Origin of the sequence: Streptomyces sp. NPDC086549 (genome assembly GCF_044746205.1) — a bacterium.
Taxonomy (GTDB): domain Bacteria; phylum Actinomycetota; class Actinomycetes; order Streptomycetales; family Streptomycetaceae; genus Streptomyces.
Genome location: NZ_JBIVBS010000018.1, coordinates 48853 through 63928, shown reverse-complemented (window position 1 = coordinate 63928; position 15076 = coordinate 48853). Strand labels below are relative to the sequence as shown.

Below are 15076 nucleotides of genomic sequence, written 5' to 3'. Positions count from 1 at the left end.
CGAGTTCCAGCCGACTTCACGGACACAGCACCTAGTTCCTTAACATCAGGGGGAGTCAAGACCATGCGATCCATACGGCCGTCCTTCATCGCTCGCCGAGGGAGGAGCGCGCCCCGCAGAACCTCCCCCGTGCTGGCGGCCGTCGCCCTCGCGTCGTCGCTGGCGCTCACCGCCACCGCCTGCAACGGCTCCGGTGACGACAACGCCGACGGCAACCCGACCGCCTCCGCGACCAGCGGGGACGGCGGCGACGGAAAGATCAAGATCCCGGACGACATCAAGAACAAGCTCAAAGAGCACGGGATCGACATCGACAAGTGGAAGCACGGCGCCTGGAAGAACTGGGACAAGGACGACTGGCTGCGCGAGGCCAACGACTTCATCAACCCGATCATCAAGGGTCTGTGGGACCGGGACCGTATGCGGGACGCGGGCGACCCGGACCAGGGTGTCGACGACAACGACATCTCCGGTGACCAGGGTGTGACCGACCCGACGCCGGCGCCGGTCAGGGCGCAGGCGGTGCAGCCGTCGTACCACGCCAACGCGGCCGCTTCCGGAAAGGTGTTCTTCGACTCCCCCGAAGGCAAGATGGTCTGCTCGGCGACGGTCGTGCAGGACCCGGCCCACCCGGGCAAGTCCAACCTCATCTGGACGGCGGGCCACTGTGTGCACGCCGGCAAGAAGGGCGGCTGGTACCGCAACATCGTGTTCGTGCCGTCGTACAACGACAGAGGCATGACGAACGAGCAGTTGCAGACGGCCACCAGGGACCAGATCGCACCGTACGGCGTCTGGTGGGCCGACGGGGCCCAGACCTCGCAGCAGTGGATCGACCAGGGGGGTGAGACGGGCGGCGACGGCGCCTCGTACGACTACTCCGTGATCCATGTGACGCCCGAGCAGGGCCACGGCGGCAAGTCCCTGGAGGAGACGGTCGGTTCGGCGCTGCCGGTGAACTTCAACGCCCCCGCCGTGCCGAAGGTGCAGAGCATCACGGCGACCGGCTACCCGGCGGCGGCGCCGTACGACGGCCAGCTGCTGTACCAGTGCAAGGACAAGCCGGGTCGGCTGTCGCTCAGCGACTCGGACCCGACGATGTACCGCATCGGCTGCACCATGACCGGTGGTTCGTCCGGCGGCGGCTGGGTGGAGACGGGCTCGGACGGCAAGCCGGCGCTCGTGTCCAACACCTCCATCGGCCCGGTGAAGTCGGGGTGGCTGGCGGGTCCGCGCCTGGGTGACGTGGCCAAGGGCGTCTACGACTCGGTCAGCAAGAAGTTCGCCGGTCGGTAGCCACGCCGAAGCGCCGAAGGCCCGCTCCCGTGACGAACGGGGGCGGGCCTTCGGGCTCTGCGGGTCAGACCGCGGGAGTGGGCACGTACGGTGCCAGCTCCGCCGCCAGTTCCTCGTGCACCCGCACCTTGAGCAGCGTGCCCTCCGCGGTGTGCTCCTCGGAGATCACCTCGCCCTCGGTGTGGGCACGGGCGACCAGCTTGCCGTGGGTGTACGGCACGAGCGCCTCGATCTCGACGGACGGCCGCGGCAGCTCGTTGTCGATCAGGGCGAGCAGCTCGTCCATGCCCTGGCCGGTGCGGGCCGAGACGGCGATGGAGCGCTTCTCGATCCGCAGCAGCCGCTGGAGCACCAGCGGGTCGGCCGCGTCGGCCTTGTTGATCACGACGATCTCCGGTACGTCGGTGGCGCCGACCTCCCGGATCACCTCACGTACGGCCGCCAGCTGCTCTTCCGGCACCGGGTGCGAGCCGTCCACCACGTGCAGGATGAGGTCGGATTCGCCGACCTCCTCCATGGTGGAGCGGAACGCCTCGACCAGGTGGTGCGGCAGGTGCCGTACAAAACCGACGGTGTCCGCCAGTGTGTACAGCCGGCCGCTCGGGGTCTCCGCCCGACGGACGGTCGGGTCCAGGGTCGCGAACAGGGAGTTCTCGACCAGGACGCCGGCTCCCGTGAGGCGGTTGAGCAGGGAGGACTTGCCTGCGTTGGTGTAGCCCGCGATGGCTACGGACGGCACCTTGTGGCGCTTGCGCTCCTGGCGCTTGACCTCGCGGCCGGTCTTCATCTCCGCGATCTCCCGGCGCATCTTCGCCATCTTCTCGCGGATCCGTCGCCGGTCCGTCTCGATCTTGGTCTCACCGGGACCACGGGTGGCGAGGCCGCCGCCCTTGCCGCCGCCCATCTGACGGGACAGCGACTGACCCCAGCCTCGGAGCCTCGGCAGCATGTACTGCATCTGCGCGAGCGCGACCTGCGCCTTGCCCTCTCGGGACTTGGCGTGCTGGGCGAAGATGTCCAGGATCAGGGCCGTGCGGTCGATGACCTTGACCTTGACGACGTCTTCGAGGTGGATCAGCTGGCCGGGGCTCAGCTCACCGTCGCAGACGACGGTGTCCGCGCCCGTCTCGACCACGACGTCCCGCAGCTCCTCGGCCTTGCCGGAGCCGATGTAGGTGGCCGCGTCGGGCTTGTCGCGACGCTGGGTCACGCCGTCGAGCACGAGCGCGCCCGCGGTCTCCGCCAGGGCCGCGAGCTCCGCGAGGGAGTTCTCCGCGTCCTGCACGGTCCCCGAGGTCCAGACGCCGACGAGGACCACCCGCTCCAGGCGGAGCTGGCGGTACTCGACCTCGGTGACGTCCTCGAGCTCGGTGGAGAGGCCCGCCACGCGGCGCAGAGCCGCGCGCTCGGAGCGGTCGAACTGGTCGCCGTCCCGTTCTCCGTCGATCTCGTGGCTCCAGGCGACGTCCTCTTCCATCAGGGCATCGGCCCGAAGACCTTCGGGGTAGTCGTGCGCGAAGCGCTTGGTGTCCTGGGAAGAGGAAGAAGAGGAGGTCATTGGGTCCTTACGTCGTTGGGGATTCCGTTACAGCGCTCATTGTGGCAACGCACGAGCCTCTCGGGAGATTCCCGTGTTCGTGCCGCGCCAACCCGAAGATGGTCGCACGGGACGCCACGTCTCGTCACCGCCTTATTCGCCGGGTGCGGCCTTGAGCGGGGCGGCCTTGGCCTGTGCCTCCTTGGTCCGTGCCGCCTTGGTCCGTGCCGCCTTGGTCCGTGCCGCCTTGGTCTGTGTCTGCTTGCCCTGTGCCTTTTTGGCGGGCGGCGTCGGCTTCCAGTCCGGGTGGCCCGGCATCGGCGGTGTCTTCTCGCCGTAGAGCCAGCCCTGGAAGAACCCGCCGAGGTCGCGCCCGGCGATCCTGGAGGCCAGGCCCACGAAGTCGGCCGTACCCGCCGTGCCGTCCCGGTGCTCGCGCACCCAGGTCCGCTCCAGCCGCTCGAAGGCCTCCCGTCCGATCTCCGCACGCAGGGCGTAGAGCGCCAGCGCGGCCCCGTCGTAGACGTTGGGCCGGAAGATGCCGATCTTCTGGCCGTCCTTGGGCGGCTTGGGGGCGGCGGGCGGGCCGCCCGCGGCGCGCCAGCCGTCGGAGGCGCTGTAGGCCGCCTTCATGCGGTCCACCATCGGCTTGTGCGCCTTCTCCTCCGCGTAGAGGGCCTCGTACCAGGTGGCGTGCCCCTCGTTCAGCCACAGGTCGGACCAGGCGCGCGGGCTGACACTGTCGCCGAACCACTGGTGGGACAGCTCGTGCACCATGATCGACTCGACGTACCACTTCGGGAGGGCGGGCTCCATGAACAGCGCCTTCTCGAAGAGGGAGAGGGTCTGCGTCTCCAGTTCGAAGCCGGTGGAGGCCTGGGCCATGAGCAGCCCGTACGTCTCGAAGGGGTAGGGGCCGACCTTGCTCTCCATCCAGGCGATCTGGTCGGGGGTCTTCGCGAGCCAGGGTTCGAGGGCCTTGCGGTCGGCGGCGGGGACGACGTCGCGCAGGGGCAGACCGTGCGGTCCGGTGCGGCGCGGCACGGCGGAGCGGCCGATGGACACCTGGGCGAGCTCGGTGGCCATGGGGTGCTGGGTCCGGTACGTCCAGGTGGTCTTGCCGCCTGCCCTGTCCACACCGGCCGGCAGTCCGTTGGCCACGGCCGTGTATCCGTCCGGGGTGGTGATCCGGATGGTGAACATCGCCTTGTCGGACGGATGGTCGTTGCACGGGAACACCAGGTGTGCGGCGTCGGCCTGGTTGGCCATGGCGAGGCCGTCGGAGGTCTGCACCCAGCCGCCGTCCCGGCCCTCGGTGGGCACCGGGTCGCTGGTGTGCCGCACGGTGATCCGCAGCCAGGAGCCCTTGGGCAGCGGGACGCGAGGAGTGACGACCAGGTCCTCGCCGGCGTCGGCGAAGGTGGCGGGCAGGCCGTCGACCTCGACGGACTCGACCTTGCCGTGCGCGAAGTCGAGGTTGAGGCGGTCCAGGTCGGCGGTCGTCCGGGCGTCGATGACGGTGACGGCCCGGAGGGGCTTGTCGTTGGTGCCGGGATAGGTGAAGGAGAGGTCGTACGACGCGACGTCGTATCCCGGGTTGCCCAGGTATGGAAAGAGGCGGTCGCCGACACCCAGGGGGGCGGCGGGGGCGCTCGCGGCCAGAAGGCAGACGGAGACGGCGGAGGCGAGCAGGGCCGCCGTGCGGTGCCGGGAGATCCCCGTGTTCTTCGGCCGGCGAGGCCGGGTGCGGAGAGTGAGCAGCATGCACCACCGCTACCAGCGCGCGTGGGCGCTGTTGCGGCGACGCGCGCCCGGCCCACCCGAACGAGTTGCCTCAGGAGGGGGCCGGGTTCTGGTGCTGAGCCCGGCTCACGTCGTACACGCCGGGGACGTTCCGCATCGCCCGCATGAGGGCGGGGAGGTGGGCCGCGTCGGGGAGTTGGAGGGTGTACGTGTGACGTACCCGCTGCTGGCTCGGCGGTTCGACGGTCGCGGAGACGATCTCGGCGCCTTCCAGGGCGATCGCTTCGGTGAGGTCGGCGAGCAGATGGGGGCGGCCGAACGATTCAGCGACCAGTGTGACCCGGCACGCGGTGGTGTCACCCCAGCGCACAGCGACCTCCGCGCGCCCCGTGCTCGTCATGCGCGCCACCGCGGCGCACTCCACGCGGTGCACGGTCACCACTCCGCCGCGTACGGAGAAGCCGGTGATCTCGTCCGACGGTACGGGCGTGCAGCACCCGGCGAGCCGTACGGCGGCTCCCGGCCGGTCCACGAGCACATCGGCGCCTCGGGGGCGCGCGGCGGGGGCTTCCGCGCTGCCGCGAGCGGTGCCGTCGGCGGTCCGGCGAGAGCCGCCCCTGCCGACTGCGGTCTCCTGGGCCGTCGTGCCCGCGGATGTGCGGGGAACCACCGCGCCGGTGATGGTGCCGTCGGTCGAGCGGGTTGTGGGGCCGGTGTGGGCGCCGGACTCCCCCGCCTCGCCCTCCGGATGCGCCGCCAGCCACCGTTGGATGGCGATGCGCGCGGCCGGGGTGTGCGCGTGCTCCAGCCACTCCCTGGAGGGCTCGGAGGCCGGGTCCTGGCCCATCAGAAGCTGGACGGTGTCGCCGTCCCTCAGGACCGTGCTCAGGGTCGCGAGGCGGCCGTTGACGCGGGCGCCGATGCAGGCGTGCGCGTCTTCGCCGTACTGGGCGTACGCGGCGTCCACACAGGTGGCGCCCTCGGGCAGGCCGAGCGTGCCGCCGTCGGGCCGGAAGACGGTGATCTCCCGGTCCTGGGCCAGGTCCTCGCGCAGGGTCGACCAGAAGGTGTCGGGGTCTGGTGCGGCCTCCTGCCAGTCGAGCAGGCGGGAGAGCCAGCCGGGCCGCGTGGGGTCGGCGCGCTCGCCGTCGCTCGGGGACTGCTCCTCCGCAGGAGGAGCGTAGGGATTGCCGAGCGCGACGACGCCGGCCTCGGCGACCTTGTGCATCTGGTGGGTGCGGATGAGCACTTCGGCGACCTGGCCGTCGCCGCGGGTCACCGCGGTGTGCAGCGACTGGTACAGGTTGAACTTCGGTACGGCGATGAAGTCCTTGAACTCCGAGATGACGGGCGTCATGCACGTGTGAAGCTCCCCCAGGACGCCGTAACAGTCCGCGTCCTCGCCCACCAGGACCAGCAGGCGGCCGAAGTCGGCTGCGCGCAGCTCTCCGCGCTTGCGGGCCACGCGGTGGACGGAGACGAAGTGGCGCGGGCGGATGAGGACTTCGGCCTGGATGTCGGAGTCGCGCAGGACCGCACGGACCTCGTCGGCGATCTCCGCGAGGGGGTCGTCGGGGCGTGCCGCGTTCCCGGCGATCAGCTCGCGCGTGTGTTCGTACTCCTCGGGGTGGAGGATCGCGAAGACGAGGTCCTCCAGTTCGGTCTTCAGTGCCTGGACACCGAGCCGTTCGGCGAGCGGGATGAGGACGTCGCGGGTCACCTTGGCGATGCGGGCCTGTTTCTCGGGGCGCATCACTCCGAGGGTGCGCATGTTGTGCAGCCGGTCGGCGAGTTTGATCGACATCACACGGACGTCGCTTCCGGCGGCGACGAGCATCTTGCGGAAGGTCTCGGGCTCGGCGGCGGCTCCGTAGTCGACCTTCTCCAACTTCGTGACGCCGTCGACGAGATAGCGCACCTCCTCGCCGAACTGCTCACCCACCTGATCCAGCGTCACGTCGGTGTCCTCGACGGTGTCGTGGAGCAGAGAGGCCGTCAAGGTGGTGGTCTCGGCGCCGAGTTCGGCGAGGATCAGCGTCACGGCGAGCGGATGCGTGATGTACGGCTCGCCGCTCTTGCGCATCTGGCCGCGGTGCGAGGACTCGGCCAGCACATAGGCACGGCGCAGCGGTTCGAGGTCGGCGTCGGGGAAGTGGGCGCGGTGGGCCTCGGCGACATGGCCGATGGCGTCCGGCAGCCGGTCGCGGCCGGTCGGACCGAGCAACGCGACACGGCCGAGTCGGCGCAGGTCGATCCGGGGGCGGGCCTTCCTGCGGGCCGCTGTAGGGGCTACAGGACCAGGGGTCGCAGGGTTCGTGGCCTCCGCACTCATGGGCACCTCCGGCTCGTGGACCGGCGGACGGAGCCCAGGGAATGCGCGGCTCAGGGTTGGTGATGCTCCCCCGTCCGTGCCGGTGCTTGATGCTACCGAGCCCATCACGCCCGACTGACCGCCTCTCGCCGAGCGTGAAACGGATCACCCATTCGAGCGACGATGTGGAGGTTTACGATTTTGCGCCACATGCCGCACGGCGGGCCGTGGTTTCGAACCGCCCTGGAGGCCGGGGTCCGCGAATACGTGTGTCCAGGCCTGCCGGGGCAGCGATCCGCGTGGTCAGCCGACCGCGTTTTCCAGCCATTGAGCGTCGATCTCGCCCTCGGCGACGATCACCGCCGGTCCGGTCATCTCGATCTCGCCGTCCGGCCGCTCCGTGATGACGAGGCGTCCGCCGGGCACATCCACGGTGTAGGTCGCCGGAGTGCCGGTGGCGGACGGGTCGGCGCCGTCCCGGCGTGCGGCGGCCACGGCGACGGCGCAGGCGCCCGTGCCGCAGGAGCGGGTCTCGCCGGAGCCTCGCTCGTGCACGCGCATCGCGACGTGGCGCGGGCCGCGGTCCACCACGAACTCGATGTTGACCCCGTCGGGGTAGGCGGCGGCAGGGCTGAACGGCGGCTGGGAGTACAGGTCACCGGCGTGCGCGAGGTCGTCGACGAAAGCGACGGCGTGCGGGTTGCCCATGTTCACGTTGCGCGCGGGCCAGCTGCGCTCGCCGACACTCACCATGACGTCCCCTTCGGGGAGGCGCGCACGGCCCATGCCGACGGTGACGTCTCCGTCCTTGGCGATGTGGACGGTCTTGACGCCCGCGCGCGTGGCGATCGCGATGTCCCCTTCGGCCACATGTCCGGCGTGCTGGAGGTAGCGCGCGAACACACGGACACCGTTGCCGCACATCTCCGCGATCGAGCCGTCGCCGTTGCGGTAGTCCATGAACCACTCCGCGTCGGCCGCCATCTCCGCGGCCTCCGGGTGCGCGGCGGACCGCACGACGTGCAGCACCCCGTCACCGCCGATGCCGGCACGGCGGTCGCACAGGGCGGCCACGGCGGCCGGAGTCAGCTCGATGACGTTCTCGGTGTCCGGAACGATCACGAAGTCGTTCTCTGTGCCGTGACCCTTGAGGAAGGCGATCCGCGTGCTCATCCCTCGATCGTACGGGGTCGGCACGACATCCCCGGTGGCCCGGGACGGCCGCGGCGTACCGCGGGCCGGGGTGATCGTCCCAAGGGCCGGGTGACCGTCCCGAAGAACCAGGACGGCCGTCCCGAAGGGGCGAGGCTGCGGTCAGCGCAGCCGGGCCACGCGCCACACGGCGAGGACCGCGACCACGGCCACCAGCAGGACGTAGCCGAGGGCGACCCGCCAGTCGGGTCTGCGCCCGGAGCCCCGCGGGGGCAGGCCCGGCCAGGTGTAGCCCACGCGGCGGGCGGCCATCATGCCCCAGCCGGCGGCGCAGCAACAGATCAGCAGGCCCAGCATGGCGATGACCGCGCCGCTGTCACCGAAGTCGAAGGCGAGCGGGAAGGCGAACATCAGGGAGCCGACCGCGGCCAGGCCCACGATGGGCGCGAGCTGCCAGATGCGCAGCCGCCACTGCGGACGCAGCTCGACCTCGACCTCCGGCCCGCCGGCGAACATCTCCTCGGGCTCCGGACCGTCGTCGGTCACACCGCCCGGCGTCTCGTCGGGTCCGTCGGCACTCAGATGGCTCTCGCCTCGTTCCGGTTCGACACCGCCGACACCGATGTGCTCGGCGTCCTGTGCCGCTTCTGCGGTGTCGCGAGGGCCGGCCTCCATCGCCACGCGCCCTCCCAACTAGGACTCCACTTGGTCGATCGAAGCTCGATGATGGCACGGCGTCGGAGGCCTCGATGACCGGCGGCGCATCCCGATGCCATGACGTGATCAGGCTGTAACCGGTCGTTCCACCAACGCCATCGCGAGATGCGGAAGTTCCGTGCGGTCCGCCGCGGCCCCACTCAACCAGTGCACCCTCGGATCCCGCCTGAACCACGAATCCTGACGGCGCGCGAAGCGCTTGGTGGCGCGGACGGTCTCGGCCCGCGCTTCGTCGTCGGTGCACTCCCCGGAGAGCGCCGAGAGCACCTGCTGGTAGCCGAGCGCGCGCGACGCCGTACGCCCCTCGCGCAGGCCCTGCGCCTCCAGCGCGCGCACCTCGTCCACGAGCCCCGCCTCCCACATCCGGTCGACCCGGCGAGCGATGCGCTCGTCCAGCTCGGGGCGGGCCACGTCGACGCCGATCTGGACGGTGTCGTAGACGGAGTCGTGGCCCGGGAGGTTGGCGGTGAACGGCTGGCCGGTGATCTCGATCACCTCGAGAGCCCGGACGATACGACGGCCGTTGCTGGGCAGGATCGCCCGTCCGGCGTCGGGATCGGCGGCGGCAAGACGCGCGTGCAGCGCCCCGGAGCCGCGCAGCGCGAGCTCCGCCTCCAGCCGGGCCCTCACCTCGGGGTCGGTGCCGGGGAACTCCAGGTTGTCGACGGCTCCGCGGACGTACAGGCCGGAGCCGCCGACGAGGATCGGCCACCGCCCCTGGGAGAGCAGGTCGTCGATCCTGGCGCGGGCCAGCTTCTGGTACTCGGCGACGGAGGCCGTGACGGTCACGTCCCAGATGTCCAGCAGGTGGTGCGGGACGCCCGCGCGCTCCTCCGGCGTCAGTTTGGCGGTACCGATGTCCATCCCGCGATAGAGCTGCATCGAGTCGGCGTTGACGACCTCGCCGCCGAGTTGCTGGGCCAGAAAAACGCCTAGATCGGACTTTCCGGCCGCAGTGGGACCGACGACGGCGATGACTCGGGGGGCGGGGGATGCGCTGCTCACCGCACCAGTCTCGCAAACGCCACGGCCGCGTCTCGAACGAGTTACGTGACGGCCCGTCGTCGACGTCGTTGCCCGTTGCGAGGTGCCGGCCGCCGGTTTCGAGTGGCGGTGACCCGGGCGACGCAAACGGACGCTCCGGGTGACGCGGGATTTCGCCCGCACGAGTAACGTATGGAGTGGAAATGGGCGTGTTTGCGCGACTTCTGGGGAAGTCGAAGGCGACGGAGGCGGTCTCGGCCGCCGAGGCACAGGCCGGCGTGGAGCCGGGCGGGGCCGAGCCGGAAGAAGCGGTGAAGGAAACGGTGAAGGAATCGGCGGACGAAGCTGCGGGCAAAGCTGCGGAGAACGTGGAGGAGAAGGCGGAGGAAGCGGCTGAGGCGACGGAGGCGGCAAGGGACGGCGACGAGGACGCGGCGGGATCCGGGGCCGTCGTGGCCGGGAGTTCCGCCGCCGTGAGCGCCGAGATTCCGAAGCAGCAGTCGGCCGTGGAGGCCGCCGACGACGAGGCCGGTGACGGCGCCCGCACATAGCTGCCCCGCGAAGGAAGAGGGAAGGTGGATCATGCATCTCTTGGACAACTTGAAGGCCAAGCTCGTCCCTGCCAAGCACAAGGTGTCGGATCTCGCGCACCAGCACGGGGACACGATCGACAAGATCCAGCACGGTCTCGACAAGGCCGCGAAGGTCGTCGACGAGAAGACCAAGGGCAAGTACAGCGACAAGATCCACACGGGTACGGGCAAGGCCAAGGGCGCCATGGACCGGCTCGCACACAAGAGTGGCCCCGAGCAGGGCGACGGCACGACGCCGCAGTCCGAGACGCCGCCGCCGGCTTCCTGAGCGGCGTATGGATCGGCGGACGGCCGACGAGCGTGAGGGCTCCCGGCCGCCCGCCGCCCGCCTTCCGACCGCGCGGCCTATGACCAGGCGGCGACCATGTACCCCACCCCGTACGGCGCGTCCTCGTACAGCAGCGCGCCAGTGAGGCTCGCGCCCTCGGCCGCGCCCGTGAGGACCTGCCAGGGGGCACGGCCGGAGGCCTTCAGCCCCTGGGCCAGCTCGGCGTCGAGAAACTTCAGCGCCGCCAGGTCCGCCGAACCCAGCGCACGCGCGACCTCGGCGTCGAAGGGTGCCGCCCGCTCGTCCAGGTAGCCCGGCGCCTTCACCGTGCGGCACGCGCTGGCGTCGCCCATCACCAGCAGCGCCACCCGCCCGGCCTGTGCCCCGATCTCTCTTCCGGCTTCGATGCACCGCTCGGGCGCGAGCGTTTCTCCCACACCGAGACCCTCGATCGGGGCACCCGCCCAGCCGGTCCTCTCCAGCAGCCACGCGGCCACGGCGAGCGACGGCGGCAGCTCGCGCTCGGACTCCGCTCCCTGCTTCGGGCCCAGCCGTACGTCGAGGTCGACGCCGAAGCCGCGGAAGGAACCCCGGGTGCCCTGCGGATGGCGGCCGCGCCCGCTCCGCCCTGCGGGCCCGACGACCACCAGCCGGTCGGGCCGGGCGGCCGCGAGCACCCCGAGCGCGTCCGTGCACGCGAAGCGCGCCGCGTCCAGCTCGGACGCGGCACCCGCGGCGACGACGGGCACGAGGAGCGGCGGGCAGGGGCAGACTGCGGCGGCGACAAGCACGATCGGCAGCGTAACGCCGTACAGCGTCCCGGCGTCCCTCCCCGACGTGCCCTCCTGTCGGATCGGTCGCAGCCGCAGGGGCTCGTCGGATCAGTCGCAGCCGCAGGCGCTCGTCGCGGCCGGGAGCGGCGCCGGGACGCCGATCTTCGGCAGGCCGAGCATCACGCCGGCCGGCTTCGCCGCCTCCGCCGCGTTGCGCTTCTCCCACGCGTCACCCGCGCGCGTGCGGCGCACGTCGAGGACGGCCCCCTCGGCGAGGAGGTGGTGCGGGGCGGCGTAGGTGATCTCCACGGTGACCACGTCGCCGGGGCGTACTTCCTGCTCCGGCTTGGTGAAGTGGACCAGGCGGTTGTCGGCGGCGCGGCCGGAGAGGCGGTGCGTGGCACCGTCCTTGCGGCCCTCGCCCTCGGCGACCATCAGCTCAAGAGTGCGGCCGACCTGCTTCTTGTTCTCCTCCCAGGAGATCTCCTCCTGGAGGGCGACGAGGCGCTCGTAACGCGCCTGGACGACCTCCTTGGGAATCTGGTTCTCCATGGTGGCGGCCGGGGTGCCGGGGCGCTTGGAGTACTGGAAGGTGAACGCCTGCGCGAACCGCGCCTCGCGCACCACGTGCAGCGTCTGCTCGAAGTCCTCCTCGGTCTCGCCGGGGAAGCCCACGATGATGTCGGTGGTGATCGCGGCGTGCGGGATGGCGGCGCGGACCTTCTCGATGATCCCCAGGTAGCGGTCCTGGCGGTAGGAGCGTCGCATCGCCTTCAGGATGGTGTCCGAGCCGGACTGGAGCGGCATGTGGAGCTGCGGCATCACGTTCGGCGTCTCGGCCATGGCCGCGATCACGTCGTCGGTGAAGTCGCGAGGGTGCGGGGAGGTGAAACGGACCCGCTCCAGGCCCTCGATGCTCCCGCAGGCGCGCAGCAGCTTGCTGAAGGCCTCGCGGTCGCCGATGTCGGAGCCGTACGCGTTGACGTTCTGGCCGAGCAGCGTGATCTCGGAGACGCCCTCGCCGACCAGGGCCTCGATCTCGGCGAGGATGTCGCCGGTGCGGCGGTCCTTCTCCTTGCCGCGCAGCGCCGGGACGATGCAGAAGGTGCAGGTGTTGTTGCAGCCGACGGAGATCGAGACCCAGGCCGCGTACGCGCTCTCCCGGCGCGTCGGCAGCGTGGAGGGGAACGCCTCCAGCGACTCGGCGATCTCGACCTGCGCCTCTTCCTGGACGCGGGCACGCTCCAGCAGGACCGGCAGTTTGCCGATGTTGTGCGTACCGAAGACGACGTCCACCCAGGGCGCCTTCTTCACAATCGTGTCGCGGTCCTTCTGTGCCAGACAGCCGCCGACCGCGATCTGCATCCCGGGGCGCTGGGCCTTCCTCGGCGCGAGGCGGCCGAGGTTTCCGTAGAGCCGGTTATCGGCGTTCTCACGCACGGCGCAGGTGTTGAAGACCACGACGTCCGCGTCCCCGTCGGAGCCCTCGGGGGCGCGCACGTACCCGGCCTCTTCGAGCAGCCCGGACAATCGCTCGGAGTCGTGGACGTTCATCTGGCACCCGTAGGTGCGGATCTCGTAGCTCTTGGGTGCTTGAACGTCCACTGCGGGGCTCCGGTCGCTGCTGCTGGTCATGGGTCAAGGGTAGGCGCTCCCCGGGGCCCGGCTGCCGGAGACCTTGATCGGTGGCTCACGGCGCCCGGCGCCCGACGCCCGGACCGTGGCCTGCCCGGCCCCCGGACAGGTCGCTCGTTGCTCCGCGGTGAGCTGTCGGGTGGTGCTTTGCCGTGCCGGGCGAGCGGATTGGTGCCGCTGTCCGCGCTCCGGACACGTACGGTTCCGTCGTCGCCGAGGCTCGCCACCCTGTGGCCGTCGGGGCTGAAGGACACGCCTTGCGCCGTGCCGTCGTGGCCCGCAGCACCACGGGCTCGCCCGTGCCGTCGGCGCGGCGCACACATACGGCGCCGTCGGTCGAGGCGCCGGCGACCCGTCGGCCGTCAGGGCCGAAGACGACTCCCGCCTCGCGGGCGCGGGCGGTCTGGACGACGGCGAGGGAGGTCAGGACCGTCAGGGCGGCCGCCACCGCCGCGAGTCCGGTGAGAACCGCTCTCCTGCGGCGTCTGCCGACGGCCCGTTGCCGAGCGGCCTCGCACGGTCGGTGGTCGAGGGGACGCCCAGCCCCCTCTCATGTCCTGACGGGTTCAGTGCGCAGCGGGAACTGCCCGCCCCGACCCGGAGGTCGCGGGCTTCGGATGCAGCAGCCGCTCGGCCAACTCGCCGAAAAGCAGGCCGAAGCCGCCCCACAGGACGGTCTGGATGGCCGGCGCGGAGAGCCGGAACCGCCACAGCAGGGTGGCCGGGAAGTCCTTCGGCACCTCGTTGACGACCGGCAGGAAGGCGTACGCGAGGCCGGTCACGAGGACGAGGCCGGACAGCAGCAGCGCGGTCGCCCGCAGGGAGAAACGGCCCACGCGGCCGAGCGCGAAGCAGAAAGCGAGCGCGGCGATGCCGCCGAAGGCAACGCCGTAGACCAGGACGCCGGTGGCGCGACCGGCGGTGGAGCGCAGGGAGCGGAGTTCACGGGTGTGCGGCGCCCCTGGCGTCAGTGGCAGGGGAAACCGAGCAGGTGACGGGCGTCGTGGACCCACTCGTGGACGTCCGTGCCGTTGAGCACGGACGTGGCGCCCTGCTCGGCGCCGACGAAGTAGAGCAGGACCAGCATCAGGACACCGAAGAAGACCGCCCACGGAGCGATCGTCTTCAGCGGCAGCTTGGCGGGAACGACGGGGGTGGTGGCTGTCGGCTGGGCGACGGTCTGCGCCATGGCAGGGCCTCCTCTGGGAGTTCGCGTCCCATCTCGGTGGTGCACAGGACGACGGCCACGGGTCTGACTCACGAGCCGCCCAGGGCGCTCGCTCACAGTGGCGCGACCGTGCCGGACTCCCACCGGCTTCCGTCGTACCGTCGTCGATACCGGACAGACCGTATCGCGTGACGCGTGCATGTCCAAGACCGCGTCACCGGGCGTGATCTTCCTCTCCCGGTCATGGACCGACGCGGCGCCGGACCTCGGAAGCCGTCCGGCGGCGCGGCGGCGTGATGGTGTAGAGGTCGAGAATGTCCGGCAGGGGAACGACGCCGGGGCCGCCCGCGCGCACCCAGGCAGCGATGTCCTCGGTCGCGTCCGGGTCGTTGACCAGACCCAGCCAGACCGGCCGGGCTCCGGCAGCCCGGCCGGCGGCGGAGGGTTGTACGACGATGACGTTGGCCTGCTCGCACACGTCGAGGCAGGCGGAGACGCGCACGGGCACCTCGGCACGCAGACGTGCGGTCTGCGCCGCGTGATCGACGCCGGACACCTTGGGACTGCCGCAGCAGCAGTCCCTGCACACGACGACACGGCTCGGCGCCGGGTCGGCCGCCTCCGTGGCCGCCGCCTCCGTGGCCGCCGCGTCCACGGCCGCCTCCATGGCCGCCTCGTTGTCGAACGCCTCTTCCGTCGGCTTGCCGGGCACGCCGAATCACTCCCCTCCCGGGGAGATCCGCCCCGGTGTCCGTCGAGGAGGCGACCGCGTGAGTCTCCTGGCTCTCGGGTCGTCGCCCGTCCCGGCCTTCCCGCCCGTCTGGGGGCAGTGGCCTGTCGGGACTTCGCTCACCGATCACAGTGGCGGGACCGCGCCGGATTCACACCGGCTTCCTCGG

General features: G+C 71.1%; 14 protein-coding genes and 2 riboswitches. Of the genes, 3 read left to right on the top strand and 11 right to left on the bottom strand.

What is annotated here, in order from left to right:
* Positions 1–63 precede the first annotated feature (63 nt).
* Entirely contained in the window at positions 64–1296 is a 1233-nt protein-coding gene (locus tag ACIPSA_RS40430; protein WP_402644383.1) for a trypsin-like serine peptidase, read from the top strand.
* A gap of 64 nt (positions 1297–1360) precedes the next feature.
* Here ACIPSA_RS40430 and hflX read toward each other — a convergent pair whose 3' ends face one another.
* From hflX to miaA, 6 genes are all read right to left on the bottom strand, one after another.
* The gene (gene hflX, locus ACIPSA_RS40425) at positions 1361–2854 is read right to left on the bottom strand and encodes a GTPase HflX (RefSeq protein ID WP_402644381.1); all 1494 of its coding nucleotides are present in this window, start codon (positions 2852–2854) and stop codon (positions 1361–1363) included.
* Between the two features lie 132 nt (positions 2855–2986).
* Positions 2987–4597, bottom strand: a complete 1611-nt coding sequence (locus ACIPSA_RS40420; protein ID WP_402644378.1) for a M1 family metallopeptidase — start codon at positions 4595–4597, stop codon at positions 2987–2989.
* A gap of 70 nt (positions 4598–4667) precedes the next feature.
* Complete coding sequence (locus ACIPSA_RS40415; RefSeq protein ID WP_402644376.1) at positions 4668–6908, bottom strand: RelA/SpoT family protein; 2241 nt, start codon at positions 6906–6908, stop codon at positions 4668–4670.
* Between the two features lie 282 nt (positions 6909–7190).
* A complete protein-coding gene (gene dapF, locus ACIPSA_RS40410) occupies positions 7191–8060 on the bottom strand; it encodes a diaminopimelate epimerase (protein ID WP_402644373.1) in 870 nt (289 codons plus the stop codon).
* Between the two features lie 141 nt (positions 8061–8201).
* Positions 8202–8714, bottom strand: coding sequence for a hypothetical protein (locus ACIPSA_RS40405; protein WP_402644667.1), 513 nt, complete (start codon positions 8712–8714; stop codon positions 8202–8204).
* Positions 8715–8822: 108 nt separating this feature from the next.
* On the bottom strand, positions 8823–9761 hold the full coding sequence (miaA, locus tag ACIPSA_RS40400) for a tRNA (adenosine(37)-N6)-dimethylallyltransferase MiaA (RefSeq protein WP_402644370.1): 939 nt from the start codon (positions 9759–9761) through the stop codon (positions 8823–8825).
* Between the two features lie 182 nt (positions 9762–9943).
* On the opposite strand from miaA, the gene ACIPSA_RS40395 reads away from it, so the two are divergent.
* Both ACIPSA_RS40395 and ACIPSA_RS40390 read left to right on the top strand, forming a co-directional pair.
* A complete protein-coding gene (locus ACIPSA_RS40395) occupies positions 9944–10291 on the top strand; it encodes a hypothetical protein (protein ID WP_402644368.1) in 348 nt (115 codons plus the stop codon).
* Between the two features lie 31 nt (positions 10292–10322).
* Complete coding sequence (locus ACIPSA_RS40390; RefSeq protein WP_402644366.1) at positions 10323–10601, top strand: antitoxin; 279 nt, start codon at positions 10323–10325, stop codon at positions 10599–10601.
* 77 nt (positions 10602–10678) lie between these two features.
* Here ACIPSA_RS40390 and ACIPSA_RS40385 read toward each other — a convergent pair whose 3' ends face one another.
* From ACIPSA_RS40385 to ACIPSA_RS40365, 5 genes are all read right to left on the bottom strand, one after another.
* A complete protein-coding gene (locus ACIPSA_RS40385; protein ID WP_402644365.1) occupies positions 10679–11392 on the bottom strand; it encodes a class III extradiol dioxygenase subunit B-like domain-containing protein in 714 nt (237 codons plus the stop codon).
* Positions 11393–11482: 90 nt separating this feature from the next.
* On the bottom strand, positions 11483–13009 hold the full coding sequence (gene miaB / locus ACIPSA_RS40380; RefSeq protein WP_402644362.1) for a tRNA (N6-isopentenyl adenosine(37)-C2)-methylthiotransferase MiaB: 1527 nt from the start codon (positions 13007–13009) through the stop codon (positions 11483–11485).
* A gap of 566 nt (positions 13010–13575) precedes the next feature.
* A complete protein-coding gene (locus ACIPSA_RS40375) occupies positions 13576–13986 on the bottom strand; it encodes a CbtA family protein (RefSeq protein ID WP_402644665.1) in 411 nt (136 codons plus the stop codon).
* Complete coding sequence (locus tag ACIPSA_RS40370) at positions 13977–14198, bottom strand: CbtB-domain containing protein (RefSeq protein WP_402644359.1); 222 nt, start codon at positions 14196–14198, stop codon at positions 13977–13979. The genes ACIPSA_RS40375 and ACIPSA_RS40370 overlap by 10 nt, the downstream gene beginning before the upstream one ends.
* A 36-nt stretch (positions 14199–14234) precedes the next feature.
* Positions 14235–14375: riboswitch (cobalamin riboswitch) on the bottom strand.
* A gap of 43 nt (positions 14376–14418) precedes the next feature.
* On the bottom strand, positions 14419–14844 hold the full coding sequence (locus ACIPSA_RS40365; protein ID WP_402644663.1) for a (2Fe-2S) ferredoxin domain-containing protein: 426 nt from the start codon (positions 14842–14844) through the stop codon (positions 14419–14421).
* 105 nt (positions 14845–14949) lie between these two features.
* Positions 14950–15074: riboswitch (cobalamin riboswitch) on the bottom strand.
* Between the last annotated feature and the right edge of the window lie 2 nt (positions 15075–15076).